This is a genomic window from Clostridium estertheticum subsp. estertheticum (assembly GCF_001877035.1).
Lineage (GTDB): Bacteria > Bacillota > Clostridia > Clostridiales > Clostridiaceae > Clostridium_AD > Clostridium_AD estertheticum.
This window is the reverse complement of record NZ_CP015756.1, coordinates 4,308,612-4,329,600: the sequence shown is the minus strand read 5'-3', so window position 1 is coordinate 4,329,600 and position 20,989 is coordinate 4,308,612. Positions and strand designations below refer to the sequence as shown.

The 20,989-nt window shown below is 31.9% G+C and carries 15 protein-coding genes and 1 other RNA gene; 14 read left to right on the top strand and 2 right to left on the bottom strand.

The window, feature by feature from the left end:
• Positions 1 to 92: 92 nt before the first annotated feature.
• Both A7L45_RS20155 and A7L45_RS20150 read right to left on the bottom strand, forming a co-directional pair.
• Entirely contained in the window at positions 93 to 458 is a 366-nt protein-coding gene (locus tag A7L45_RS20155) for a DUF4363 family protein (protein WP_071614440.1), read from the bottom strand.
• 23 nt (positions 459 to 481) lie between these two features.
• Positions 482 to 1,186 carry a DUF421 domain-containing protein gene (locus A7L45_RS20150; protein ID WP_071614439.1) on the bottom strand — a complete coding sequence of 235 codons (705 nt, stop codon included), beginning with the start codon at positions 1,184 to 1,186 and terminating at the stop codon, positions 482 to 484.
• Between the two features lie 236 nt (positions 1,187 to 1,422).
• Here A7L45_RS20150 and ssrS point away from each other — a divergent pair.
• The 14 genes from ssrS to A7L45_RS20080 all read left to right on the top strand — a co-directional run bounded on the left by ssrS (position 1,423) and on the right by A7L45_RS20080 (position 20,953).
• Positions 1,423 to 1,611: non-coding RNA, 6S RNA (ssrS, locus tag A7L45_RS20145), on the top strand.
• Between the two features lie 161 nt (positions 1,612 to 1,772).
• Complete coding sequence (locus A7L45_RS20140; protein WP_071614438.1) at positions 1,773 to 2,576, top strand: hypothetical protein; 804 nt, start codon at positions 1,773 to 1,775, stop codon at positions 2,574 to 2,576.
• Positions 2,577 to 2,590: 14 nt separating this feature from the next.
• Positions 2,591 to 3,709, top strand: a complete 1,119-nt coding sequence (locus A7L45_RS20135) for an ATP-binding protein (RefSeq protein ID WP_071614437.1) — start codon at positions 2,591 to 2,593, stop codon at positions 3,707 to 3,709.
• A gap of 8 nt (positions 3,710 to 3,717) precedes the next feature.
• Positions 3,718 to 5,082 carry a vWA domain-containing protein gene (locus A7L45_RS20130; RefSeq protein ID WP_071614436.1) on the top strand — a complete coding sequence of 455 codons (1,365 nt, stop codon included), beginning with the start codon at positions 3,718 to 3,720 and terminating at the stop codon, positions 5,080 to 5,082.
• An 84-nt stretch (positions 5,083 to 5,166) separates the two neighbouring features.
• Positions 5,167 to 5,907: a tRNA pseudouridine(38-40) synthase TruA gene (gene truA, locus A7L45_RS20125; protein ID WP_071614435.1), complete on the top strand. Its 741-nt coding sequence runs from the start codon at positions 5,167 to 5,169 to the stop codon at positions 5,905 to 5,907.
• 428 nt (positions 5,908 to 6,335) lie between these two features.
• Positions 6,336 to 6,776 carry a MarR family winged helix-turn-helix transcriptional regulator gene (locus A7L45_RS20120; protein WP_071614434.1) on the top strand — a complete coding sequence of 147 codons (441 nt, stop codon included), beginning with the start codon at positions 6,336 to 6,338 and terminating at the stop codon, positions 6,774 to 6,776.
• A 29-nt stretch (positions 6,777 to 6,805) separates the two neighbouring features.
• Positions 6,806 to 8,581, top strand: a complete 1,776-nt coding sequence (locus A7L45_RS20115; protein WP_071614433.1) for an ABC transporter ATP-binding protein — start codon at positions 6,806 to 6,808, stop codon at positions 8,579 to 8,581.
• Positions 8,578 to 10,581 carry an ABC transporter ATP-binding protein gene (locus A7L45_RS20110; RefSeq protein WP_071614432.1) on the top strand — a complete coding sequence of 668 codons (2,004 nt, stop codon included), beginning with the start codon at positions 8,578 to 8,580 and terminating at the stop codon, positions 10,579 to 10,581. The genes A7L45_RS20115 and A7L45_RS20110 overlap by 4 nt, the downstream gene beginning before the upstream one ends.
• Before the next feature lie 275 nt (positions 10,582 to 10,856).
• Entirely contained in the window at positions 10,857 to 11,699 is an 843-nt protein-coding gene (gene licT, locus A7L45_RS20105; protein WP_071614431.1) for a BglG family transcription antiterminator LicT, read from the top strand.
• 181 nt (positions 11,700 to 11,880) lie between these two features.
• A complete protein-coding gene (locus tag A7L45_RS20100; protein ID WP_071614430.1) occupies positions 11,881 to 13,722 on the top strand; it encodes a beta-glucoside-specific PTS transporter subunit IIABC in 1,842 nt (613 codons plus the stop codon).
• 67 nt (positions 13,723 to 13,789) lie between these two features.
• Complete coding sequence (locus A7L45_RS20095) at positions 13,790 to 15,217, top strand: glycoside hydrolase family 1 protein (protein WP_071614429.1); 1,428 nt, start codon at positions 13,790 to 13,792, stop codon at positions 15,215 to 15,217.
• Positions 15,218 to 15,592: 375 nt separating this feature from the next.
• The gene (locus A7L45_RS20090; RefSeq protein ID WP_071614428.1) at positions 15,593 to 17,041 is read left to right on the top strand and encodes a sensor histidine kinase; all 1,449 of its coding nucleotides are present in this window, start codon (positions 15,593 to 15,595) and stop codon (positions 17,039 to 17,041) included.
• Between the two features lie 127 nt (positions 17,042 to 17,168).
• Complete coding sequence (locus tag A7L45_RS20085; RefSeq protein ID WP_071614427.1) at positions 17,169 to 19,883, top strand: CheR family methyltransferase; 2,715 nt, start codon at positions 17,169 to 17,171, stop codon at positions 19,881 to 19,883.
• An 86-nt stretch (positions 19,884 to 19,969) separates the two neighbouring features.
• Positions 19,970 to 20,953 (top strand): DUF3231 family protein, encoded by a 984-nt coding sequence (locus A7L45_RS20080; protein WP_084647527.1) that lies wholly within the window; start codon positions 19,970 to 19,972, stop codon positions 20,951 to 20,953.
• Positions 20,954 to 20,989: the final 36 nt, after the last annotated feature.

Here is a 20,989-nt window from a genome sequence, read left to right as displayed (position 1 = left end):
TCTTTTTTTAATTTCTTAGCGATGTGAAAGCAGTTATAGTGATATATCCTTTGGTCGTGGCATCCTCTAAGAAAAAAAGATATCATAATGAATTATTTTGTAAGTTCATCCCAATTTTCAACCATTTCATTTAATTCAATCAATGTACTAGCTTTATCTTTACTAGATATTGATCCACGGAGACTAGCAAGGTTTAAACTTATATTATACATTTCATCTCTTTCAACACTAAATTGTATTCTGGGTATAACTTTTTTCCATGCAATATCAATACTAGCGATATCTTGTTCAAGTTTACCCCAATTTTCAACTTTTGCATGTTTTATGGATAGATTTACAAAAGAGATAACATCTTCTGAAGGGCTCTGAGGCTTTTTTAAATAGTTACCCCCAAGCATTATTAATACAAAAACTGTTAAAGTAACTATAGGTATAAAGTAAGTTATAAATTTTTTCATAGTTTAAGTTACTCCTTTATATTTTATTTTTTTGTCTGCTTTATATGATCGTTATAAAGATCTACATGTAAACCACTTGTTTGATTATATATAGCTAAAAATACTTCAGAGACATCAGTAATATTTTGTTTTTTTAGTTTGTTCATTAACCATCTTTCATTCCTATTAATAATTATTAAGTTGTTTTGTACAATGCGGCCGTCATATATAACGTCATAATCAATACAAGCAGTAGAAGTTTTAATATTTAGATCTTTTGGCGTAACTGGATCACTTTCAGTCTTTTTTAAAATGGATAATTGACCATCTTTCTCGAGTACTGCATAAGCAACATCGTTTATGTCAAAAATACCTTTATCTCTTAACTGTGCTAGAAGGTCACCTATGGTATAACGGTATTTTTTCATGGATTTTTCGAGGATTTTACCATTTGTTATAATAATGGTAGGCTGACCATCTAGAATTTCTTCAGCAGTTTTTGATTTGATGGTTATCAATTGAAGGATAAGGCATAAGACAGTCCAGGTAATTAAACCTACCCAGTGAGGCCAAGCTCTACTAGTTAAGTCTGTAGTTAAAGTAGAGGCTGTGGAACCTATAGTTATACCAACTACATAATCAAAAAAAGTTAGCTGACTAACTTGTTGTTTCCCGAGAACACGAGTAAATATCAATAACGTAAAAAAGCCGATGACTCCTCTTACAAGAACCATTAGACCTTCATTCATAATAACACCTTCTTTAATAATAGTATCTCCATATTTATAATTTGTATTTATGTAGAAATTATAATAATTATTATTGTGATGCAAATTTAAAGAGATGATTGATAAATAAAATATTATTAAGTAAATTTAAGTATATTTATTTTAAAAAAATCATAAAATACTATTGAATTTTAATTTAATTCTGATATAATAAAATTAACAAAACAAATTAAACGTATTCAAATATTTTAAAAATTATATTTCTGGGGTATTCGTCAAGCTCTTATTTTCAACCTACAATATTTATACGGGAGTTCGAGATCTAGATGTGCATTTGGCTTATAAGACCAATTTTTAATTGGCAAGGACTGTTATACATCTCTGAGGACACCCACCTATCATAAAGATAGGTGTAAAAATTGGGGCAACGGTATTTTGGATTAATAATTTTAAAATTTTGATTAATTTATAAAGAGATAGAAATATCTCTTTTTTTATTGTGTCTTAAATTATAATTTAATTTTTTTATGTTATAATTAACATAAATTAATAAGACATTTAAAAAAAAGTAGCAAGCACACAATGTCTTGCAAAGAGGTGCAATAATATGAGAGAAGACAAAGTTCTTGAGATGATAAAGACTAACCCAATTGTTATAAAAAATATTGAAAATCCTAGTGATGAGATGAAGCTTATGGCGATAAAAAAAGATGGTATAATGATACGCTATATAAAAAATCCTACAAGTGAAATGGAGGATTTAGCAATACAAAGCAATCCACGGGTAATTGAGTTTATAAAGGAACCAACTTATGATATGAAAAAATATGTTGTGTCAAAAATATGGAATACTTTAGAATTTATTGATAACCCTTCAGAAGAATTGATAATAATTGGTATGAAGCAAAAGGGATATGCAATAAAATACGCTAAAAATCCAAGTGAAAAACTTCAAAAAATAGCTATAGAAAAAGATTATGATTCTATAAAATATATAGAAAAACCAAGTGAAGAAATACAATTTTTTGCTATAAGAATAAATTATGTTGCTTTAAGGTATATAAAAAATGCAACATTAAACGCTGAGGTATTGGCAATACGCGAAAATGAATCAGCTATAAGGTTTATAGAAAATATAGATGACAATAAAAAGATATTGTTTTTAAAAAGCAATGCATTGGTAATGAAATACATTATTAATGATCTCTCAATGGATAGTGTAGAGATGGCTTTTAAAGAGGTGTTATCTAAAGAAACTGTAAGGGACAATTATGTGAGAGATTTCATAAATTGCGACAGTATAAATGAGAAATACGGTAACATATCTATGGATAAAATAATCTTTATTTATAAATATGGTAGCAAAACATGCAAAAAAATAGCAGTTGATGAAAAACTGAATATGATGTAAGAAGGGATGAACTAATGAATTTAAAAGATACTATGTTAAGTGTAGAACTTGTTATAGAAACGAATGAAGTGCCTTTAATTGTAGGTGAGAGTGGTATTGGAAAAACAGCACTTGCGAAAACACTTTCAAAAAATAAAGGTTGGAGCTTAGTTATTATAGATGGTAACCTATTAAAAGAAGGTGAAATAGGGGGACTTCCAACAGTTGAGGATTATAGTTTTAAAGATATAAATGGCAAGGAGGTTCAATCAAAAAGCACTGTTTATGCGGTTCACACAAAACTACAGGAGATAGATAAATTAATAAATGATGGTAAAGAAGTGTTTTTATTTATTGATGAAATAAATCGTTGTGAGCACACAGTGCAACAGGAACTTATGAATCTAATATTAAATAGAGAGATAAATGGATATAAGTTGGACAATAGAGTAAAAATATTAGCAGCAATGAATCCTTCTAGCAAATATGGTGAAGATTTCGATTATCAAGTAGTTGATATGGATGCAGCGCAAGAAAATAGATTTGTTTTATTACATATGGAATGTGACTCTAAAGCTTGGATTTCATGGGCTATAGAAAATAACCTAGAGCAAAAAGTTATAGAATTCATATCTACATTTCCGGAATATCTACTAAATAATCAAAAGGATGAGCAAATAAGAGCGACACCTAGAAGTTACGAGCGGGTTTCTAAAGTATATAAAATATACAAGGAAAATAAAAACACTATTCCTAAAAGAATATTTCTTAATATAATAAAGGGAAATATAGGCAATAGGATAGCGAATGAGTTTATGTCATTTACGCAGGAAGACAATGAGACGTTAATTTCTTTTGATGATGTGTTTGCAGGTGAGGTATTATCACAAGAAATAATAACTAAGATGAAAAATGAAACCCACACTAGGTTATATTTAACAGCAAAAAATATAATTTATACATTGGATAATAAAGCGATTCTAGACAGCGATATAAAGAGGTTTATAGAATTATTGGGTATTTATCCTGTGGATTTAGGTGTAGGAATTATGCAGGATATTAAAGAAAGTAGTAATAATGTTTATAAGCTGTGTTTAGAAAATGAAGCCTTCGTTGAAATGTATTTTAAGGCCTATAATCAGATAAAAGGCTAGGTGAAATTATGGGAAAAAAATTTGAAATCCTTAAAAGTGAGCTTTATGATGAAATTTCTAATGTGAAAAGCATAAGGGATATGCCAAGCAATTTTTCGAAGGACTTCTTGAAACTCATTACAATGGTTAATTTTATGTTAATAGAGGATAAGGACAATTTCTATGGCTATTTTTTGCTTCAAATGTCTAGAGATATAAAATATGATATAAGCTCTCCAACAGCTGTGAATTTTAAATTATCTAGGTATGTTATTTACTTTAATCCCTATATCTTTTTAAACCTTACAGCAGAGCAGATGAAAAGCAGTATAAAACATGAGATTTATCACATATTATCCTTTCATTTAAAACGTGCAAGAGGCCTTAAAACAAAATATAGCACCTTGGCTATTAATATGGCTATGGATATAGTAGTAAATCAATATTTAGATTATCTTCCACCATTTTCTATAACGATAGACAGTATAAATTCAAAGTATAGATTAAGTCTTCAACAATATATGGGCATGGAATATTATGCAAAAGAAATCCAGAAAGCCTTGGATCTATTAGAGGAAGATGATGAAAGTGGAGAGGATGACTCTAAGGATAAGCATATAAAAAAAGAATATGATGCTAGTAAAACTCATGATTTATGGGAAGAATCTATAGAAGTAGACGAAGAAACTCTCGAAAATTTTACGCAGAAATATGCGATGTTATCAGAAAAAGGCAAAGTACCTCTTTATTTAGAGGGAATTTTGAAGGGACTAAGGAACGAAAAAGGTGATATTCCTTGGAATTTGTATTTGAAAAAGATTATGGGAACATTAGAAAGTGATAAAAAGAAGACTGTTGCAAGAAGAAGTAGGCGTCAACCTAACAGATTGGATCTGAGAGGAGAACTTAGGGGGCATACTGCTAGAATTACCTTGGCTATAGATGTAAGCGGTAGTATAAGCGATGAGGAGTTTAAGGGTGCAATAAAGGAAGTCTTTAATATAGTAAAAACTTATAAACATGAAATAACTTTGATTGAATGTGATACGCAAATACGGCAGGTATACAAGGTTAAATCTATTAATAGTATAAGAGAACGATGTACTAGTCGTGGTGGTACGAAATTTACACCTGTGTTTAAGTATGTAAATGGTACAGATACTAATATACTAATATATTTTACAGATGGAAAAGGCGAAGAAAAGCTGGATGTATTACCAAAGGGTTATAAAACATTGTGGGTTATATCAGGACGTGGTGATAAACTATCATTAAAGGAACCTTTTGGAATAATAAAAAAACTAAAACCTGTAGAGATAATAGAGGATACACAGGAAAGATTAGATATAATGGTTGATGGGTTTTCTATGCAAAGTCAAGAACCAATACATTAGCATGATAACCCCCTGAATTTCTTCTATGTGACTTGCAATAAAAATAGGAGAGTTGGTTAATAAATAAGGTAAAGGCGGATATATATGAGAAATTTAAAAATGATATTAGAATTTGATGGAAGTAGATATAAAGGATGGCAGAAACAACCAGATAACGATTTAACAGTTGAAGGTAAAATTGAAAGTGCATTATCTAAAATGGTAGGGGAACCTGTAGAGGTTACAGGTTGCGAGAGAACAGATATAGGTGTGCATGCTGAGAACTATGTGGCCAATTTCCATACCGACTGTGATTTAAGTATAGAGGCTATTATGGATTATCTTAATGGAGATTTACCAGATGATATAGTAGTAAAGTCTATGGATCGTGCAAGTGAAAAATTTAATTCAGGATATAATATAAAATCAATTACTTATGTGTATAAAATAAGTAATAGTGAATTAAGAAATGTGTTTAATAGAAAATATGTTTATAACTCTGAGAGGCTACTTAATTTAGAAGAAATGAGAAATACAGCAGGATATTTAGTTGGTACTCATGACTTTCAGTATTTAGCAACAGCACCTACAAACATTAAGTCTACTATAAGAACTATTAATTATATTAATATAATAGAATTAGAAGAAGATATTATTGAAATAGAAATTAATGCTGATGAATTCCTCTGGAATATGGTAAGAATTATCGTGGGTAGCCTTCTAGAAGTAGGTAAAGGAAATATAAAACCAATTAATATTGAAAATTTATTAATTGATACAGAAGCATCTGCATATATACCAATGGCTAAATCTAAAGGATTAGCTTTAAGAGGCGTTGAATACTAAGATAATGAAGCAAGAAACCACTGGAGTGACTTTCATAAGAACTAAAAATACGGTGTGCTACACTGGCATCATTATAAGTAAATAGAAAAAAAGATAATACTAAGGGCTTACCCCCAAGGTGTTATCTTTTTTCTGTTAGATATATTAATAACATCGAACATAATTGAAAATTATTACATAATATGGTTTTAGAGGATTAAAAGGGAAGTTTAAAATGACTATATATGATTAAAAAATCTCAATGAAATATTTGAAAATGTTTACAGTGTATAGCTGTAAACCGTTTGATGGGCAGATGTTAGCGTGTGTCCATTTATTTTTTTGAAATGTATTGACATAAGATATTTATGGGATTATAATATAATTCGCAAGCTAAATATACGTACACGAAACATTTGTATACGAAATATATTCAAGGTGGTGATTAAGTGGAAACATTGAATGAAAGTATAGAAGTTGCAAGACTTTTTCAAGAGGTTATGCAGTTATTTAAACATAGCATGTCAAAAGTATTATGTGATACAGGTATGTCTGCACCTCAAGGGATGGTTTTAGGACTTTTAAGTAAAAAAAAGAAGATGAAGATAACTGAACTTAGCAATGAGCTTTGTTTATCAAATAGTACAGTATCTGGAATTATAGACAGGCTTGAGAAGCAGAAAATGGTAGTACGCGAAAGAAGTGAGAAGGACAAGAGAGTAGTTTATGTAAGTATAGCGCCAAATTTTGAAGACATGCATAAAACTTTCCATAAACAGTTTGAAAAAAACATTGCAGACGTAATGAGTAAAGGAAATGCACAGGAGATTCATAAAATATTTGAGGGCTTAGACGTACTAAAAAAACTTCTAAAAGATCAAGAAAAATAAAACAATAACAATGAATGGAGATGACACTTTTGATTAAATTATTTAGATTTCTTAAACAATATACAGTACACATAATTGCAATAGTTATATTAATTTTTATTCAGGTACTTGCGAATCTTTATTTGCCAACATTAATGGCGGATATAATAGATAAAGGTATAGTTCAAAAAAATGTAGTTCAAAGTATTTCATTCCTAGGATATAGTGGAGCTTATAAAGGGATAGATTATATTATGAGAATAGGTGCTATTATGCTGATAATCTCAGCAGGTGGTGTTATATGTTCAATTATAGCTGCATTTCTATCGTCTAAGACAGCTGTTGGGCTTGGCAAAATCGTTCGTAACAAATTATTTGAAAAAGTTGAAGGATTTTCGCTACACGAGTTTGATAAGGTTGGTACTGCAACACTTATAACAAGGACTACAAATGATGTTACTCAGGTTCAAACAGCAACAGTAATGATTTTTTCTATTATGCTTTTTGCACCTTTAACTGCCATAGGTGGTATTGTTATGGCTTTAAGAGAGGATGCAACTTTAACTTGGATTTTTGCAGTTGTAATTCCGCTTCTTGGAATTATCATTGGAATAACTCTTAAATTCGCTATGCCGTTATTTAAATTAATGCAAGTTAAAATAGATAAATTAAATCTTGTATTACGTGAATCACTTACTGGTATTAGAGTTGTACGTGCATTCAATCGTATAAGGACTGAAAAGGCTAGATTCGATGATGCTAACACTGATCTTATGAATAATGCTGTAAAAGTAAATAAAATCATGGCTTTTTTATTGCCAATAATGATGTTTATTATGAATGTTACAACAGTTGCTATTATTTGGTTTGGTGCTAAAAGAATAGATACTGGAGGCATGGAAGTCGGTTCATTAATAGCATTTATACAATATGGAATGCAAATTTTATTCGGATTCTTAATGCTTGCTATGGTATTTATAATGATACCAAGAGCGCAAGCATCTGCAATAAGAATAAATGAAGTATTAGATATGGACCCAGAAATAATTGATTCAAAGAATACTAAATTAGCTGATAAACAAAGTGGATATGTTGATTTTAAGGATGTTACATTTAGCTACCCAGGTGCAGATCAACCAGCCATTAGTAATATAACATTTAGTGCAAGACCAGGTGAAACAACAGCTATTATTGGTGGTACTGGTTCTGGTAAGTCAACTCTTATAAACTTAATACCGCGTTTCTATGATGTCACTAGTGGTGCAATATTAGTTGATGGGGTAGATGTTCGCGAAATGAGTCAGGAAAGCCTAAGATCTAAAATAGGTTTTGTTCCTCAAAATACTGTTCTCTTTACTGGAACAATTGCAGAGAATATTAAATATGGTAAAGATAATGCTACCACTGCGGAAATTAAGCATGCAGCCACAGTAGCACAAGCTACTGACTTTATCAATGGAATGAAAGAAGGGTATGATCATCCTATTGCCCAGGGAGGTACAAATGTTTCTGGTGGACAAAAACAACGTTTATCTATAGCACGTGCCTTAGTTAGACAACCTGAAATATATATATTTGATGATAGTTTTTCAGCACTTGATTTTAAAACTGATGCAAAACTACGAGCAGCACTTAAAAAAGAAACATCAAAATCTACTGTAATAATTATTGCACAAAGGGTTGCAACAGTTATGGATGCAGATAGAATTATAGTAATAGATGACGGCTTAATAGCAGGAATAGGAACTCACAAGGAACTTTTAACCAGTTGTAAGATATACCATGAAATTGTATCTTCACAGCTTTCAGAGGAGGAATTATCATGAGTGAAAAAAATAAGAACAATAAACCAAGCGGGGGTATGGGTGGTGGACCAATGGGATCTTTTGCAGGTCCTAAAGTAAAAGCCAAAGACTTCAAAGGTACATTAAAAAGGCTTTTAAGTTACTTAAAACCACAAAGAACCAACTTTATCTTAGTTTTTATATTTGCAATCTTCAGTACCGTTTTTACAATAGTAGGACCTAAGATTTCAGGAAAAGCTATAACTAAATTAGTTGATGGTATGATGAATAAATATGGGTTATTACAATTACATGCACAGCAAGATAAAATATCGGCTGTAATAAAAGCTAATCCTGCAGCTGCAAACAGTCCAAAGGTAATTGGAGGCCTTGATAAAATTAAGGCAGAAGTATCTAAAATAATGGATATAAATGGTGGAATGATAGATTTCACATATATAAGAAACATTATTCTTTTATTACTTGGGTTATATGTAATAAGTACGATTTTTGGATTTCTTCAACAATATATAATGGCTGAAGTTGCACAAAAAACTGTATATAATTTACGTAAGGAAGTTGAAGATAAGTTATCTAGATTACCACTTAAATTCTTTGATTCAAAAACTCATGGTGAGATATTAAGCCGTGTAACAAACGATGTTGATAATATATCAACAACTCTTCAACAAAGTCTTACTCAGCTTATTACATCTATTGTCACAATCATTGGTATTGTAGTTATGATGCTCACAATAAGCCCACTTATGACTTTAGTTGTAATTTTAACATTACCATTATATATTGTTGTGACAGCATTTGTAGCAAAACGATCACAAAAATATTTTGCAGCACAACAAAAGGAAATTGGAGAACTTAATGGTCATGTTGAAGAGATGTATACTGGTCACAAGATTGTTAAATCTTTTGGACATGAGAAGGACTCAGTACAGGAGTTTAGAAATATTAATGACAGGTTATACAATGCAGGCTGGAAAGCTCAATTTATATCGGGGGTAATAATGCCTATGATGAGATTTGTTAGTAATATAGGTTATGTAGTAGTCTGTGTTGTCGGTGGATATTTAGCAACACAAGGAAAAATTACAATAGGTAATATTCAAGCCTTTATTCAATACTCTAATCAATTTACTCAGCCAATAGTTCAAACTGCAAATATTGCTAATATCATTCAATCAACAGTAGCATCCGCTGAACGTATTTTTGAATTATTAGATGAAGTTGAAGAGATTGAAGAAACTTCGGAGTCTAAGGTAATTGAACTTCCAAAAGGCGAAGTTAAGTTTGAACATGTTGATTTTAGTTACAAAAAAGAAGAATCACTTATTAAAGATATGAATATTGATGTAAAGAGGGGCCATACAATTGCAATTGTTGGACCAACTGGTGCTGGTAAAACTACACTTGTTAACTTGCTTATGAGGTTCTATGAGATAGATGCTGGTAAAATCTCAATTGATGGAGTTGACATAAGAGATATAAAACGTGGCGAGTTACGTAGCATGTTCGGGATGGTACTTCAGGATACTTGGTTATTTAATGGGACTATAATGGAGAATATTGCCTATGGTAGAGAGGGAGCAACGGATGAAGAAGCTATGCAGGCAGCAAGAGCTGCTCATGCACATCACTTTATTAAGACTCTTCCGGATGGATATAATACAATACTAAATGAAGAAGCTTCTAATATATCACAAGGTCAAAAACAGCTTCTAACTATAGCTCGAGCAATACTTGCTAATCCAACTATTATGATACTGGATGAGGCTACAAGTAGTGTCGACTCTAGAACAGAAGTTTATATACAAAGGGCTATGACAGAACTTATGCAAAATAGAACAAGTTTTGTAATTGCACATAGACTTTCTACAATTAAAGATGCAGAGTTAATTTTAGTTATGGATAAAGGAAGTATTATTGAGATGGGTAATCATAATGAACTTCTTGCTAAAAATGGATTTTATGCAGATCTTTATAATAGTCAGTTTGCGGGTGCAAATTTAGATAATGAAGTAATGTAAAAAAAATGCACTGTAGAAAAAATTCTACAGTGTATTCTTTTATGTTGACAACCTTTACATTAAGTGATAATATAATTTTATAAACTAAATAATGTCTAACAGGATTGTGACTGATAATTCAGGCAAGACCTAGGTTAATGTGAAACATACTTATAGCGAGTTTATAAGTGTTTGATTTTAATTTGGGTTTTTTACTTTTAAAACTGTAATATTAAAAAAACAATTAATATTATTCGAAATTATATAAAATATAATTATATAAAGTGGTGTTAATAATGAAAATAAAAAAAGTATTGAATAATAATGCTGTTACTGTAATGAATAATGATAATAGGGAAATAGTTGTTATGGGGCTGGGATTAGCTTTTAAAAAAAGAGCTGGAGATGAACTTGAAGAGGATAGAATTGAGAGGGTATTTACACTAGAGAATAAAGAGGTATCTGAAAGATTAAAAAATCTCATTAGTGAAATTCCTGCAAAGTATGTAGAAATTTCAGAAGAAATAATAAAATATGCAGAAGCAAATTTAGAAAAAAAACTAAATGAAAATATATATTTAACTTTAACAGACCATATTAGTTTTGCAATGACTAGACACAAACAAGGATTAAACATAAAAAATCCTATGCTTTGGGATATAAAAAGATTTTATAAACAAGAATATGCAATTGGACTTACTGCACTTAATATTATAAAAGAAAACCTTGAGGTAACGTTACTAGAGGATGAGGCAGCCTCGATCGCTCTTCATATTGTGAATGCAGAACTAAATCAAGATATGCCAAAAGTTGTAGCTATGACAAAGGTTATTCAGGAAATACTTAATATAATTAGATATAACTTTAAAATGGATTTTGATGAAGAGTCCTTAAGCTACCACAGATTAGTAACTCATTTAAAGTTTTTTGCTCAACGAATGATGAATGAAACTACAGCTAAAAGTGATGATGAATATTTATATGACATTGTAATAGAGAAGTATAGCGATGTGTATAAATGTGTAAATAAAATAAAGACTCATTTAAAAAAAGCGTATAACACAACATTGTCAAAAGAAGAAATGGTATACCTTACTATTCATATTCAAAGAGTTGTTAATCGGGATACAATTAAATAAAGTAAATAAATGAGGATTGTGACTGAGATTCAGGCAAGACCTAAAATGTTTACTAAATAATCCATTTAATATTATTAGCTTTTAGAAATCTAAAAGCATGATAATTACTTGGAATGTTTAGTTTACAGTTTAGGTCTTTTTTTTATAAATTTTAGAAAAATTAAATTAAGGGGTGAATTAAATGGACTATAATAATTTAGCAAGTCAAATTCTTAAGTTGGTTGGGGGAGAAAAGAATGTATTAAGTGTTGTTCATTGTGCTACTAGATTACGATTTAAATTAAGAGATAAGAAAAAAGCAAATAAGATTGAACTCGAGAAAACAAATGGTGTTTTAAGTGTAGTTGAAAGTGGAGGACAATTTCAAGTAGTTATTGGAAGTGATGTTTCTGATGTTTATAAAGAAATAATGAAAATTGCAAGTTTTGGTGTGAAGTCTGATTCAGAAGATGAAGTAACAGAAAAAGAATCAGTCTCTTCAAAGATTTTTGGAGTTATTTCAGGAAGTTTTTCACCGCTAATTCCAGCGCTTGCTGGTTCAGGTATGTTGAAGGCATTACTTACAGTTCTTACAATGACAGGTTTGTTATCTGTTCATAGTGGAACGTATAGCATTTTGTCTGCAGCAGCAAACGCTATTTTCTATTTTTTACCAATATTCCTGGGTATTACTTGTGCTATTAAATTAGAGGCTAATCCATATGTGGGAGGTATCATTGGAGCGGCTCTTTTAGAACCGAATATTACAGCGCTGCTTCTTGTAGGCAAAACTACTTCGTTTATTGGAATACCTGTTGTATTAATGAATTATTCATCTACTGTGTTTCCAATTTTTATAGCTGTTAGTATTTTTGCAGTATTTGAAAGACTACTTAAGAAAGTTATATACAAAGATGTACAAATGTTTTTAGTACCTATGATATCTATGATGGTTATGGTGCCTTTAACTGTAATAGCCTTTGGACCTTTTGGTGTTTATGCTGGAAATGCTATTGGAGCAGGGGTTACATTTTTAAGTGGTAAAAGTGGCATATTAACAGGGGCTGTTATGGGTACTGCTTGGACATTTTTAACTGTACTTGGGCTTCATTGGGGGTTAGTGCCTATTATTTTATCAAATATTGCATCTGGTGGTGATCCGATTTATGCAATGGCCGCAGCCGCTGTTTTTGCTCAAATGGGTTTGGCTTTTGGTATTTTTGTAAAAACAAAAGATAAAGAATTAAAAACACTCTCAGGAGCTGCATTGTTACCAGCGTTACTCTCAGGAGTAACAGAACCTATAATTTATGGGTTGCTATTACGTTTTAAGCGTACTATTCCATATGTTGCTATTGCTGGAGCTATCGGTGGAGCAGTTAGTGGAGTATTAGGAGTACAAGAAAAAGTTTTTGCGTTCCCTAGTGTATTATCAACTCCAGCATTTTCGCCTATGCCTATGTATGTAATTGCTATGGCAGTTCCCTTTATTATGGTAGCACTTCTTATTATAATATTTGGATATGAAAGTAAAGATAAAAGAATAAAAGCTAATGATGAGTTGAATGATGGAGATAAATCATTATTATTAAAAAAAGAGATTATTGTTAGTCCATTAACTGGAGAAGTAAAATCGTTATCATTCGTAAACGATCCTGTTTTTTCAGCAGGAACAATGGGAAAAGGAATTGCTATAGAGCCAACAATTGGTGAGGTTGTATCGCCAGTAAATGGAACTATCAAAGCAATATTTCCAACAAAACATGCTGTTGGAATTATGTCTGATGGAGGCGCTGAAATATTGATTCATATTGGATTAAATACGGTTCAATTAGAAGGGAAATATTTTACCCAAATAGCTAAACAAGAAGATAGAGTGAAAAAAGGTGACCTATTAGTTAAATTTGATATAGACAAAATAAAAGAAGCAGGATATGAAGTTATAACACCTATCATTATAACAAATACTGACAATTATTCAGATGTTTTGGCAAGTAACATAAAACAAATTAAAAAGGGCGAAACACTATTAACTATTATATAGTTAAAAAATAATTTGGAATATAAAAAATGAGTAAGTAAAAAGTAATGAATAATAGGAGGAACTAAAAATGCAAAGTAATACAGAAAGATTTCCAAAAGGATTCTTATGGGGTGGAGCAGTTGCTGCTAATCAATGTGAAGGGGCATATAATGAAGATGGTAAGGGTCTATCAACGCAAGATATAGCACCAAGAGGCATCATTGGGAAAATCACAAAAGAACCAACAGAAGATAACTTGAAATTAATAGGTATTGATTTCTATCATAGATATAAAGAGGATATCAAATTATTTGCTGAGATGGGATTTAAGACATTTAGGACATCTATTGCATGGTCTAGAATATTTCCGAATGGTGATGATGCCATGCCTAATGAGAAAGGGTTACAATTTTATGATGATTTATTTGATGAATGTTTAAAATATGGGATGGAGCCACTGGTTACAATTTCTCATTATGAGACGCCTCTTGCCTTATCTAAGAATTATGATGGTTGGGTAAACAGAAAGCTTATAGGATTTTTTGAAAACTATTGCAAAACAATCTTTGATAGGTACAAGAATAAGGTGAAATATTGGCTTACATTTAATGAAATTAATTCAGTATTGCACCAACCGTATATGAGCGGTGGTATATTTACAGATAAAGAAAAGTTAACAAAACAGGATTTATATCAAGCAATTCATCATGAATTAGTAGCAAGTGCAATGGCAGTTAAAATTGGACATGAAATGATGCCTGGTGCAAAAATCGGGTGTATGATTCTTGGAGTGCCCAATTATCCATTAACTCCTGATCCTAGTGATGTAATTGAAGCAATGAAACAAGATAGGGAAAACTTATATTTTGCAGACGTTCATGTAAGGGGAGTATATCCTAAATATATGGATAAATATTTTAAAGATAATAATATAAAAATTATTATGGAACCGGGAGATGTTGAGGTTCTCAAAAATACAGTAGACTTTATTTCATTTAGTTACTATATGAGCTCTTGTGCAACCTCAGATTTAACAAAGGCAAAAGGAGTAAGCGGAAACATAATTTCAGGAGTCCCAAATCCATATTTAGAATCTTCGCAGTGGGGATGGCAAATAGATCCAAAGGGATTGCGATATATTCTTAATCTTTACTATGATCGATATCAAAAACCACTATTTATTGTTGAAAATGGGTTAGGTGCTGTTGACGAATTAGTAATTGGTAAAGATGGAAATAAAACGGTTGATGATGATTATAGAATTAAATATCTAAATGATCATTTGGTTCAGGTAGCCAAGGCAATAGAAGATGGGGTAGATGTAATGGGGTACACCTCATGGGGCTGTATTGATCTTGTTAGTGCATCAACTGCAGAATTTAAGAAACGTTATGGTTTCATATATGTAGACCGTAATAATGATGGTACAGGTACTTTAGAAAGATACAAGAAAAAAAGCTTTAATTGGTATAAAGAAGTAATAAGAACAAATGGAAAAAGTTTAACGACATTTTAGAAGGAAAGTCTCCTACTTTTATAAGTGGGAGTTGTATACTCTAATAAATAGAAAACTTCAGTGGGAATATAAATCTCCTTCTGAAGTCGTTAATTTCAGCTCCGCAGGAGATGATTTAATATAAGATTTATGCATTGAAGGCCACGTTGAAATTAATTTCAACGTGGCCTTTTAAATTTAAAAAAGGTATATATCATGTTTTTATATGCGCAGAGTTTGACGAAAGTTGCGAATGAATTATAGTGGTAAAAACACTATAATTAAAGGAAGGTATGTATATTTGTAGAAATATAATATGTATTAAAGAATAAATAGACTGATGTTATGATTAATAATATGATTATTTAAATAATAAAACAAAAGGAGGTGCGCATTATGAAAAATAGAAATCCAAGTATAAGTCTAGATTGTAGGGATCACAATGTAGATAAAAATGTTATAAACAAATATGAAATAGAAAAAATATTAACTGAAAAGATTATGAGACTTGAAGATGAATTGCAGCATACTAAGGAATGTCTTCAATCATCGAATGAGGAGCATCTTGTTTATAACGAAGAACTACTGAGTGCAAACGAAGAATTTAAAGCAGTAAATGATGAATTGTTAAAAATCAATACCCAGTATCAACATAAAAATCAAGAATTGTCTGATCTAAATAGTGATGTGACAAACTATTTAAATAGTACAGATATTGGAACTATTTTTCTAGATGACAAACTTTGTATAAGAAAGTTTACACCTAGTATTACTAAAGAGATAAACCTTAAGGTACAAGATATTGGGCGTCCAATGCATGATATATCAAATAATCTCATCAATGATGATTTAAATATAGGTGCAATTGAAGTATTGAGTAGTCATATGTTATATGAGAAGGAAATTGAAAGTAAAAATGGTAGTTGGTATTTATTGAAATGCGCACCATACTGTACATTTGACAATTTAATTAAAGGGGTTGTTTTATCTCTTGTGGATATAACAAACAAAAAACTATTAGATGAAACAATTTTATCGGAAACTTTAAAGACGGAGTTTTTCAGTAATCTTTCTCATGAACTGAGAACGCCCTTAAATATAATTTTATGTACTTTGCAGCTTTTGGATAAATATACAACTGGTAGTGAAGTTAATGAGAAAGAGAGAAAATTTAAACAATATATTGGCATAATGAAGCAGAATTGTTATAGGCAATTAAGACTCGTTAATAATATGATTGATATTACAAAACTTGATGCAGGTTTTTTTAATCTACATTTACAGAATTGTAATATTGTAAATGTTGTGGAGAGTGTTACTATGTCAGTAGCCGAGTATATTAAAACTAAATCTATTAAATTAATTTTTGATACTGATATAGAGGAGTGTATAATGTCTTGCGATCCAGAAAAGATTGAAAGGGTGATACTAAATCTACTTTCCAATTCGATAAAGTTCACAAGATCAGGTGGGAGTATGAAAGTGAATATGTATGATAAAGGGAAAAACATTATAATATCCATAAAAGATACAGGAATAGGAATTCCGCCTGATAAGTTAAATATAATTTTTGATAGGTTTAGACAGGTAGATAGGTCACTTACACGAAAACAGGAAGGTAGTGGTATAGGACTTTCCATAGTGAAATCACTTGTCGAGTTACATGGGGGTACAATTTCAGTAAGGAGCGAATACGGCAAAGGAACAGAGTTTATTATTGTACTTCCAATAATAGTGCTTCCTAAAGATAATGATATATTTGAGGTGTTTGAGTTTGAATCTGAATCGCAAGAAAGGATTGAGAGAATAGATATTGAGTTTTCCGATATTTACTCTTTAAATTAGATCGACTTGTGTATGTATCATTAAAATAGATTATTTTAAAAATATAGAAGTTTAAATACTATTATACTTTGGTTACAAACAATTTGTTATAATAATATGTACATAAATCTGTTAATGGAGGGCTACTATGAAAAAGAATAAGAACAGTGATACAAAAGTAGGGACTAAAAATTATGGTAGTGATGATATTAAAATAGATACAACAAAAACAGACTTTTCAATTGTTGGCATAGGTGCCTCTGCAGGGGGATTGGAAGCTCTGTCAGATTTTCTTCTTAATGTGCCTAAAAATAGCGGCTTGGCTTATGTTATAGTTCAGCACATGGAGAATGATAGTAAGGATATTTTGGTAGAGTTACTTCAGGGCGATACAAGTATGGAAGTGGTACAGGCCTATGAAAACATATTTGTGGAGCCGGACAAAGTCTACATAATTCCACCAAATAAGGATATGACTATTAAACATAACGTGATACATATTTCTGATTATAGGCAGCCCAGCGCTCTGCATCTGCCTATAGATTTCTTTTTTTGCTCACTTGCGAATGATAAGCGGGAGAGGAGTGTTGGTGTAATACTATCGGGTATGGGCAGTGACGGTACGGCGGGAATTAGAAAAATTAAGGAGAAAGGCGGAGGTGTATTTATTCAAGAACCTTCCTCTGCTAAGTATGATGGCATGCCTCGTAGCGCTATTAAGACAGAAGTAGCAGATGTTATATCGACTGTAGAGATAATGCCTTCAAAAATTATTTCTTATATAGAACAAAAGACAAATATGGTTGCGGAAGGTCAGGACCAGATAGAAAAACTAAATGGTTACTTCGACAATATTATAGCTATGTTACGATCATACACAGGGCATGATTTTTCTTCATATAAAAGAAACACTATACAACGTAGGATTGAACGATGCATGGGTATTCACCAATTTGATGATATAGCTACATATGTGGGCTTTTTAAAGAAGAATCCTCAAGAATTGGAAGTGTTATTTAAAGAATTCTTAATTGGGGTTACCAATTTCTTTCGTGAACAGGTGGAGTGGGAATTGCTAAAAGACAAAGTTATACCTGCACTCTTAGCACAGAGGTCGCCAACTGATACGGTTCGAGTTTGGATCTCTGGCTGTTCTACTGGCGAAGAGGCTTACTCTTTAGCAATTGTCTTTAAAGAGGTGATAAATAAATTAAAGCCTTTCAAAGACTTTTCTATTCAGATTTTTGCTACTGATCTAGACTCCGAAGCCATTGATAAAGCACGGGAAGGGGTTTTCTCTGAAAATATCACAAAAGATATTTCCAGCGAACGTTTAAGTAAGTATTTTAGCAAGGTGGACCGTGGCTATCAGGTTGTTAAGGAAATTCGGGATATGGTCATATTTGCTCAGCAAAACATGATTAAGGATCCTCCATTTACAAAGGTTGATATAATGATTTGCAGGAACTTACTTATCTACTTGACACCAGAGATTCAGAAAAAGTTAATTCCTCTTTTTCATTACAGTCTTAATAGTGGTGGATTTTTATTTTTAGGAAGTGCGGAATCAGTAGGGAACTTTACTGATCTTTTTAACCCACTTGATCTCAAATCGCGAATTTATCAGAGGCTTAGGCCTTTAATTCAGAAGGAGCCTATAGAATTTCCTAACTCCTTTGCACCGTATCAACCAGAAGCGAACCAGCCGTCGGAAGAGGTTCAAAACATGCAGTCTCTAGCTGATAAGCTGGTATTGCAATATTATTCACCGGCTGCAGTTCTTGTTAATGGTAAAGGTGATATTCTCAACATTACTGGGAGAACGGGTAAGTACCTGGAACCTGCCGCCGGTAAGGTTAATTGGAATATTTTTGTCATGGCCCGTGAAGGGTTAAACTATAAACTGAATGACGCTTTCTACAAGGCTGTTCGTGGAAAAGAAGTGGTTACTTCCAAGGGTGCTATTGTGCTAAATGAAGGTGGAGAGCTGAGGGTAGATATTACAGTAAATCCGCTTAAAGAGCCAGAGACGCTGCGAGGGATGGTAATGATTGTTTTTACCGACGTAGCAACTCCTACTGTATGCGAAAAAACAAGCGTAACTGGACAAACACCTATCAGTAATAAGCGGAATGGGGAACTAGAGCGAGAGCTACTACAAGCTCGACAAATGTGGCAAGCTACTAGTGTAGAAATGCAGATATCTCAAGAAGAATTCAAATCAAGCAACGAGGAACTACAGTCATGCAATGAAGAACTTCAGTCGACGAACGAGGAACTTACCACAACCAAGGAAGAAGTACAGTCCTCAAATGAAGAGCTCAAGACAATCAATTTTGAATTACAGGATAAGTTAGACGGCCTGTCACTTGTCACAAATGATATGAAAAATCTAATGGATAGCACTAAGATTGCCACCTTGTTTTTGGATAATGATTTGCTTGTTAAACGCTTTACCAATCAAATGACTGTAGTCTCAAGGCTTATACCAAGCGACGTAGGAAGACCAGTTACTGACATCGTGTCAGATCTTATTTATACTGAACTAACAGATGATGTTAGGCAGGTGCAAAGCACGCTGATTTCAGTTGAAAAACAGATATTGTCTCGCGATGGTAATTGGTTCAATGCGTCCATCTTGCCTTATCGCACATTGAATGGTAAAAGTGATGGTGTAGTAATCACTTTTGTAAATATCACTAAATTAAAAACGATAGAGGCGGAGCTCAGTAAATCAAAATTGGCTTTACAAAAGCGTATTGAGGATCAAGATGGCGAGCTGTTAATTGCAAATAATAGGTTGATGGATCAAGAAGAACGAGGTCATAGAGAAGTCGCTGCGTCTATTGATCATGAACAGTAAGTTATAGAAATTTCATCTCTCAAGGTATATATATAAGTTGTTTTACACATAGTAATAATAATATTTAAAACTGAGGGGTGAAGGTATTGGATATAATTTCGTTAATTAAGAAAGTTCATAAGAGAGAAGATGTTGTAGATATCCAGGAGGCATTTAATATATATAGTCTTTTAAGAGCAAGATATGTCAGCACTCAAACAGTTCAATTATTTAAGAACTTTGTTCATGACGTAGATTGGGAAGCAATCCTAAGTGGATTTCAGAAAAATTTTGAAAATCAAATAAATAATTTAGAAAAATTAGGTGAAAAGTTTCGTATAATAATGCCAAACAGACCTCCGGTGGACGTGAAATTTGCAACTCGACTTAATGATATAACAGATGATTATATATATAAAAAGATATACCATGATCTTGTAGCTCAGCTGATGTCTCTAAGCCATGCGGTTCGATCAACTAGTACGAATGATAATTTAAGAAATATTATCATAGAAGATTTAAAGGTACATTTTCAGGATTTTGATACCCTTTATAAGTTTGGTAAATTGAAGGGCTGGGAGGAAACATATCCTACTTATAAAACTGCTGTTATTCAGGATAAAGAACAGCTTTCAACTTCAGAAGCCTTTCATATTTGGGATCATATTGTTATGAGATATGAACAAATTGAACTCATTGGTATATTCTCAGGTTTTGCTCATGATACTGAGTTTAAAGTGATACTTGAACATGGGTTATATATTTACAACAAGCAGGTTAACAAGCTTGAAAAGTTAGCATTAAAGCTTAATATACTGTTGCCTAATAGATCATCACTACCGGTAGCAACTCCAATAGACCCTGAAATGATTACAGATAAGTTTATGTACCGAATCATTCTAAGCTGGCAATTAGCTTCATTAGATGCTCATCTCAGAGCAATTATTGAGACTATTAGGAATGAATCCTTGCGTAAGTTATGGACTGATATCCTTGATGATGAGCTCAGTTATTATGACAAATATCTTAAGTATGGGAAAATGAAAGGCTGGACAAGAGTAGTCCCAATTTATGGGGAGCCAGTTACATAAAACTGAAAAAGTATATATTACGCGTATTGCAATACG

What these genes read in the sequence shown, in the direction of transcription:
- A7L45_RS20110 (WP_071614432.1), top strand. Translation starts at nt 8,578, where the DNA reads ATGAGTGAAAAAAATAAGAACAATAAACCAAGCGGGGGTATGGGTGGT.
- A7L45_RS20150 (WP_071614439.1), bottom strand. Translation starts at nt 1,186, where the DNA reads ATGAATGAAGGTCTAATGGTTCTTGTAAGAGGAGTCATCGGCTTTTTT.
- A7L45_RS20085 (WP_071614427.1), top strand. Translation starts at nt 17,169, where the DNA reads ATGAAAAAGAATAAGAACAGTGATACAAAAGTAGGGACTAAAAATTAT.
- A7L45_RS20095 (WP_071614429.1), top strand. Translation starts at nt 13,790, where the DNA reads ATGCAAAGTAATACAGAAAGATTTCCAAAAGGATTCTTATGGGGTGGA.
- A7L45_RS20090 (WP_071614428.1), top strand. Translation starts at nt 15,593, where the DNA reads ATGAAAAATAGAAATCCAAGTATAAGTCTAGATTGTAGGGATCACAAT.
- A7L45_RS20140 (WP_071614438.1), top strand. Translation starts at nt 1,773, where the DNA reads ATGAGAGAAGACAAAGTTCTTGAGATGATAAAGACTAACCCAATTGTT.
- A7L45_RS20155 (WP_071614440.1), bottom strand. Translation starts at nt 458, where the DNA reads ATGAAAAAATTTATAACTTACTTTATACCTATAGTTACTTTAACAGTT.
- A7L45_RS20100 (WP_071614430.1), top strand. Translation starts at nt 11,881, where the DNA reads ATGGACTATAATAATTTAGCAAGTCAAATTCTTAAGTTGGTTGGGGGA.
- licT (WP_071614431.1), top strand. Translation starts at nt 10,857, where the DNA reads ATGAAAATAAAAAAAGTATTGAATAATAATGCTGTTACTGTAATGAAT.
- truA (WP_071614435.1), top strand. Translation starts at nt 5,167, where the DNA reads ATGAGAAATTTAAAAATGATATTAGAATTTGATGGAAGTAGATATAAA.
- A7L45_RS20135 (WP_071614437.1), top strand. Translation starts at nt 2,591, where the DNA reads ATGAATTTAAAAGATACTATGTTAAGTGTAGAACTTGTTATAGAAACG.
- A7L45_RS20130 (WP_071614436.1), top strand. Translation starts at nt 3,718, where the DNA reads ATGGGAAAAAAATTTGAAATCCTTAAAAGTGAGCTTTATGATGAAATT.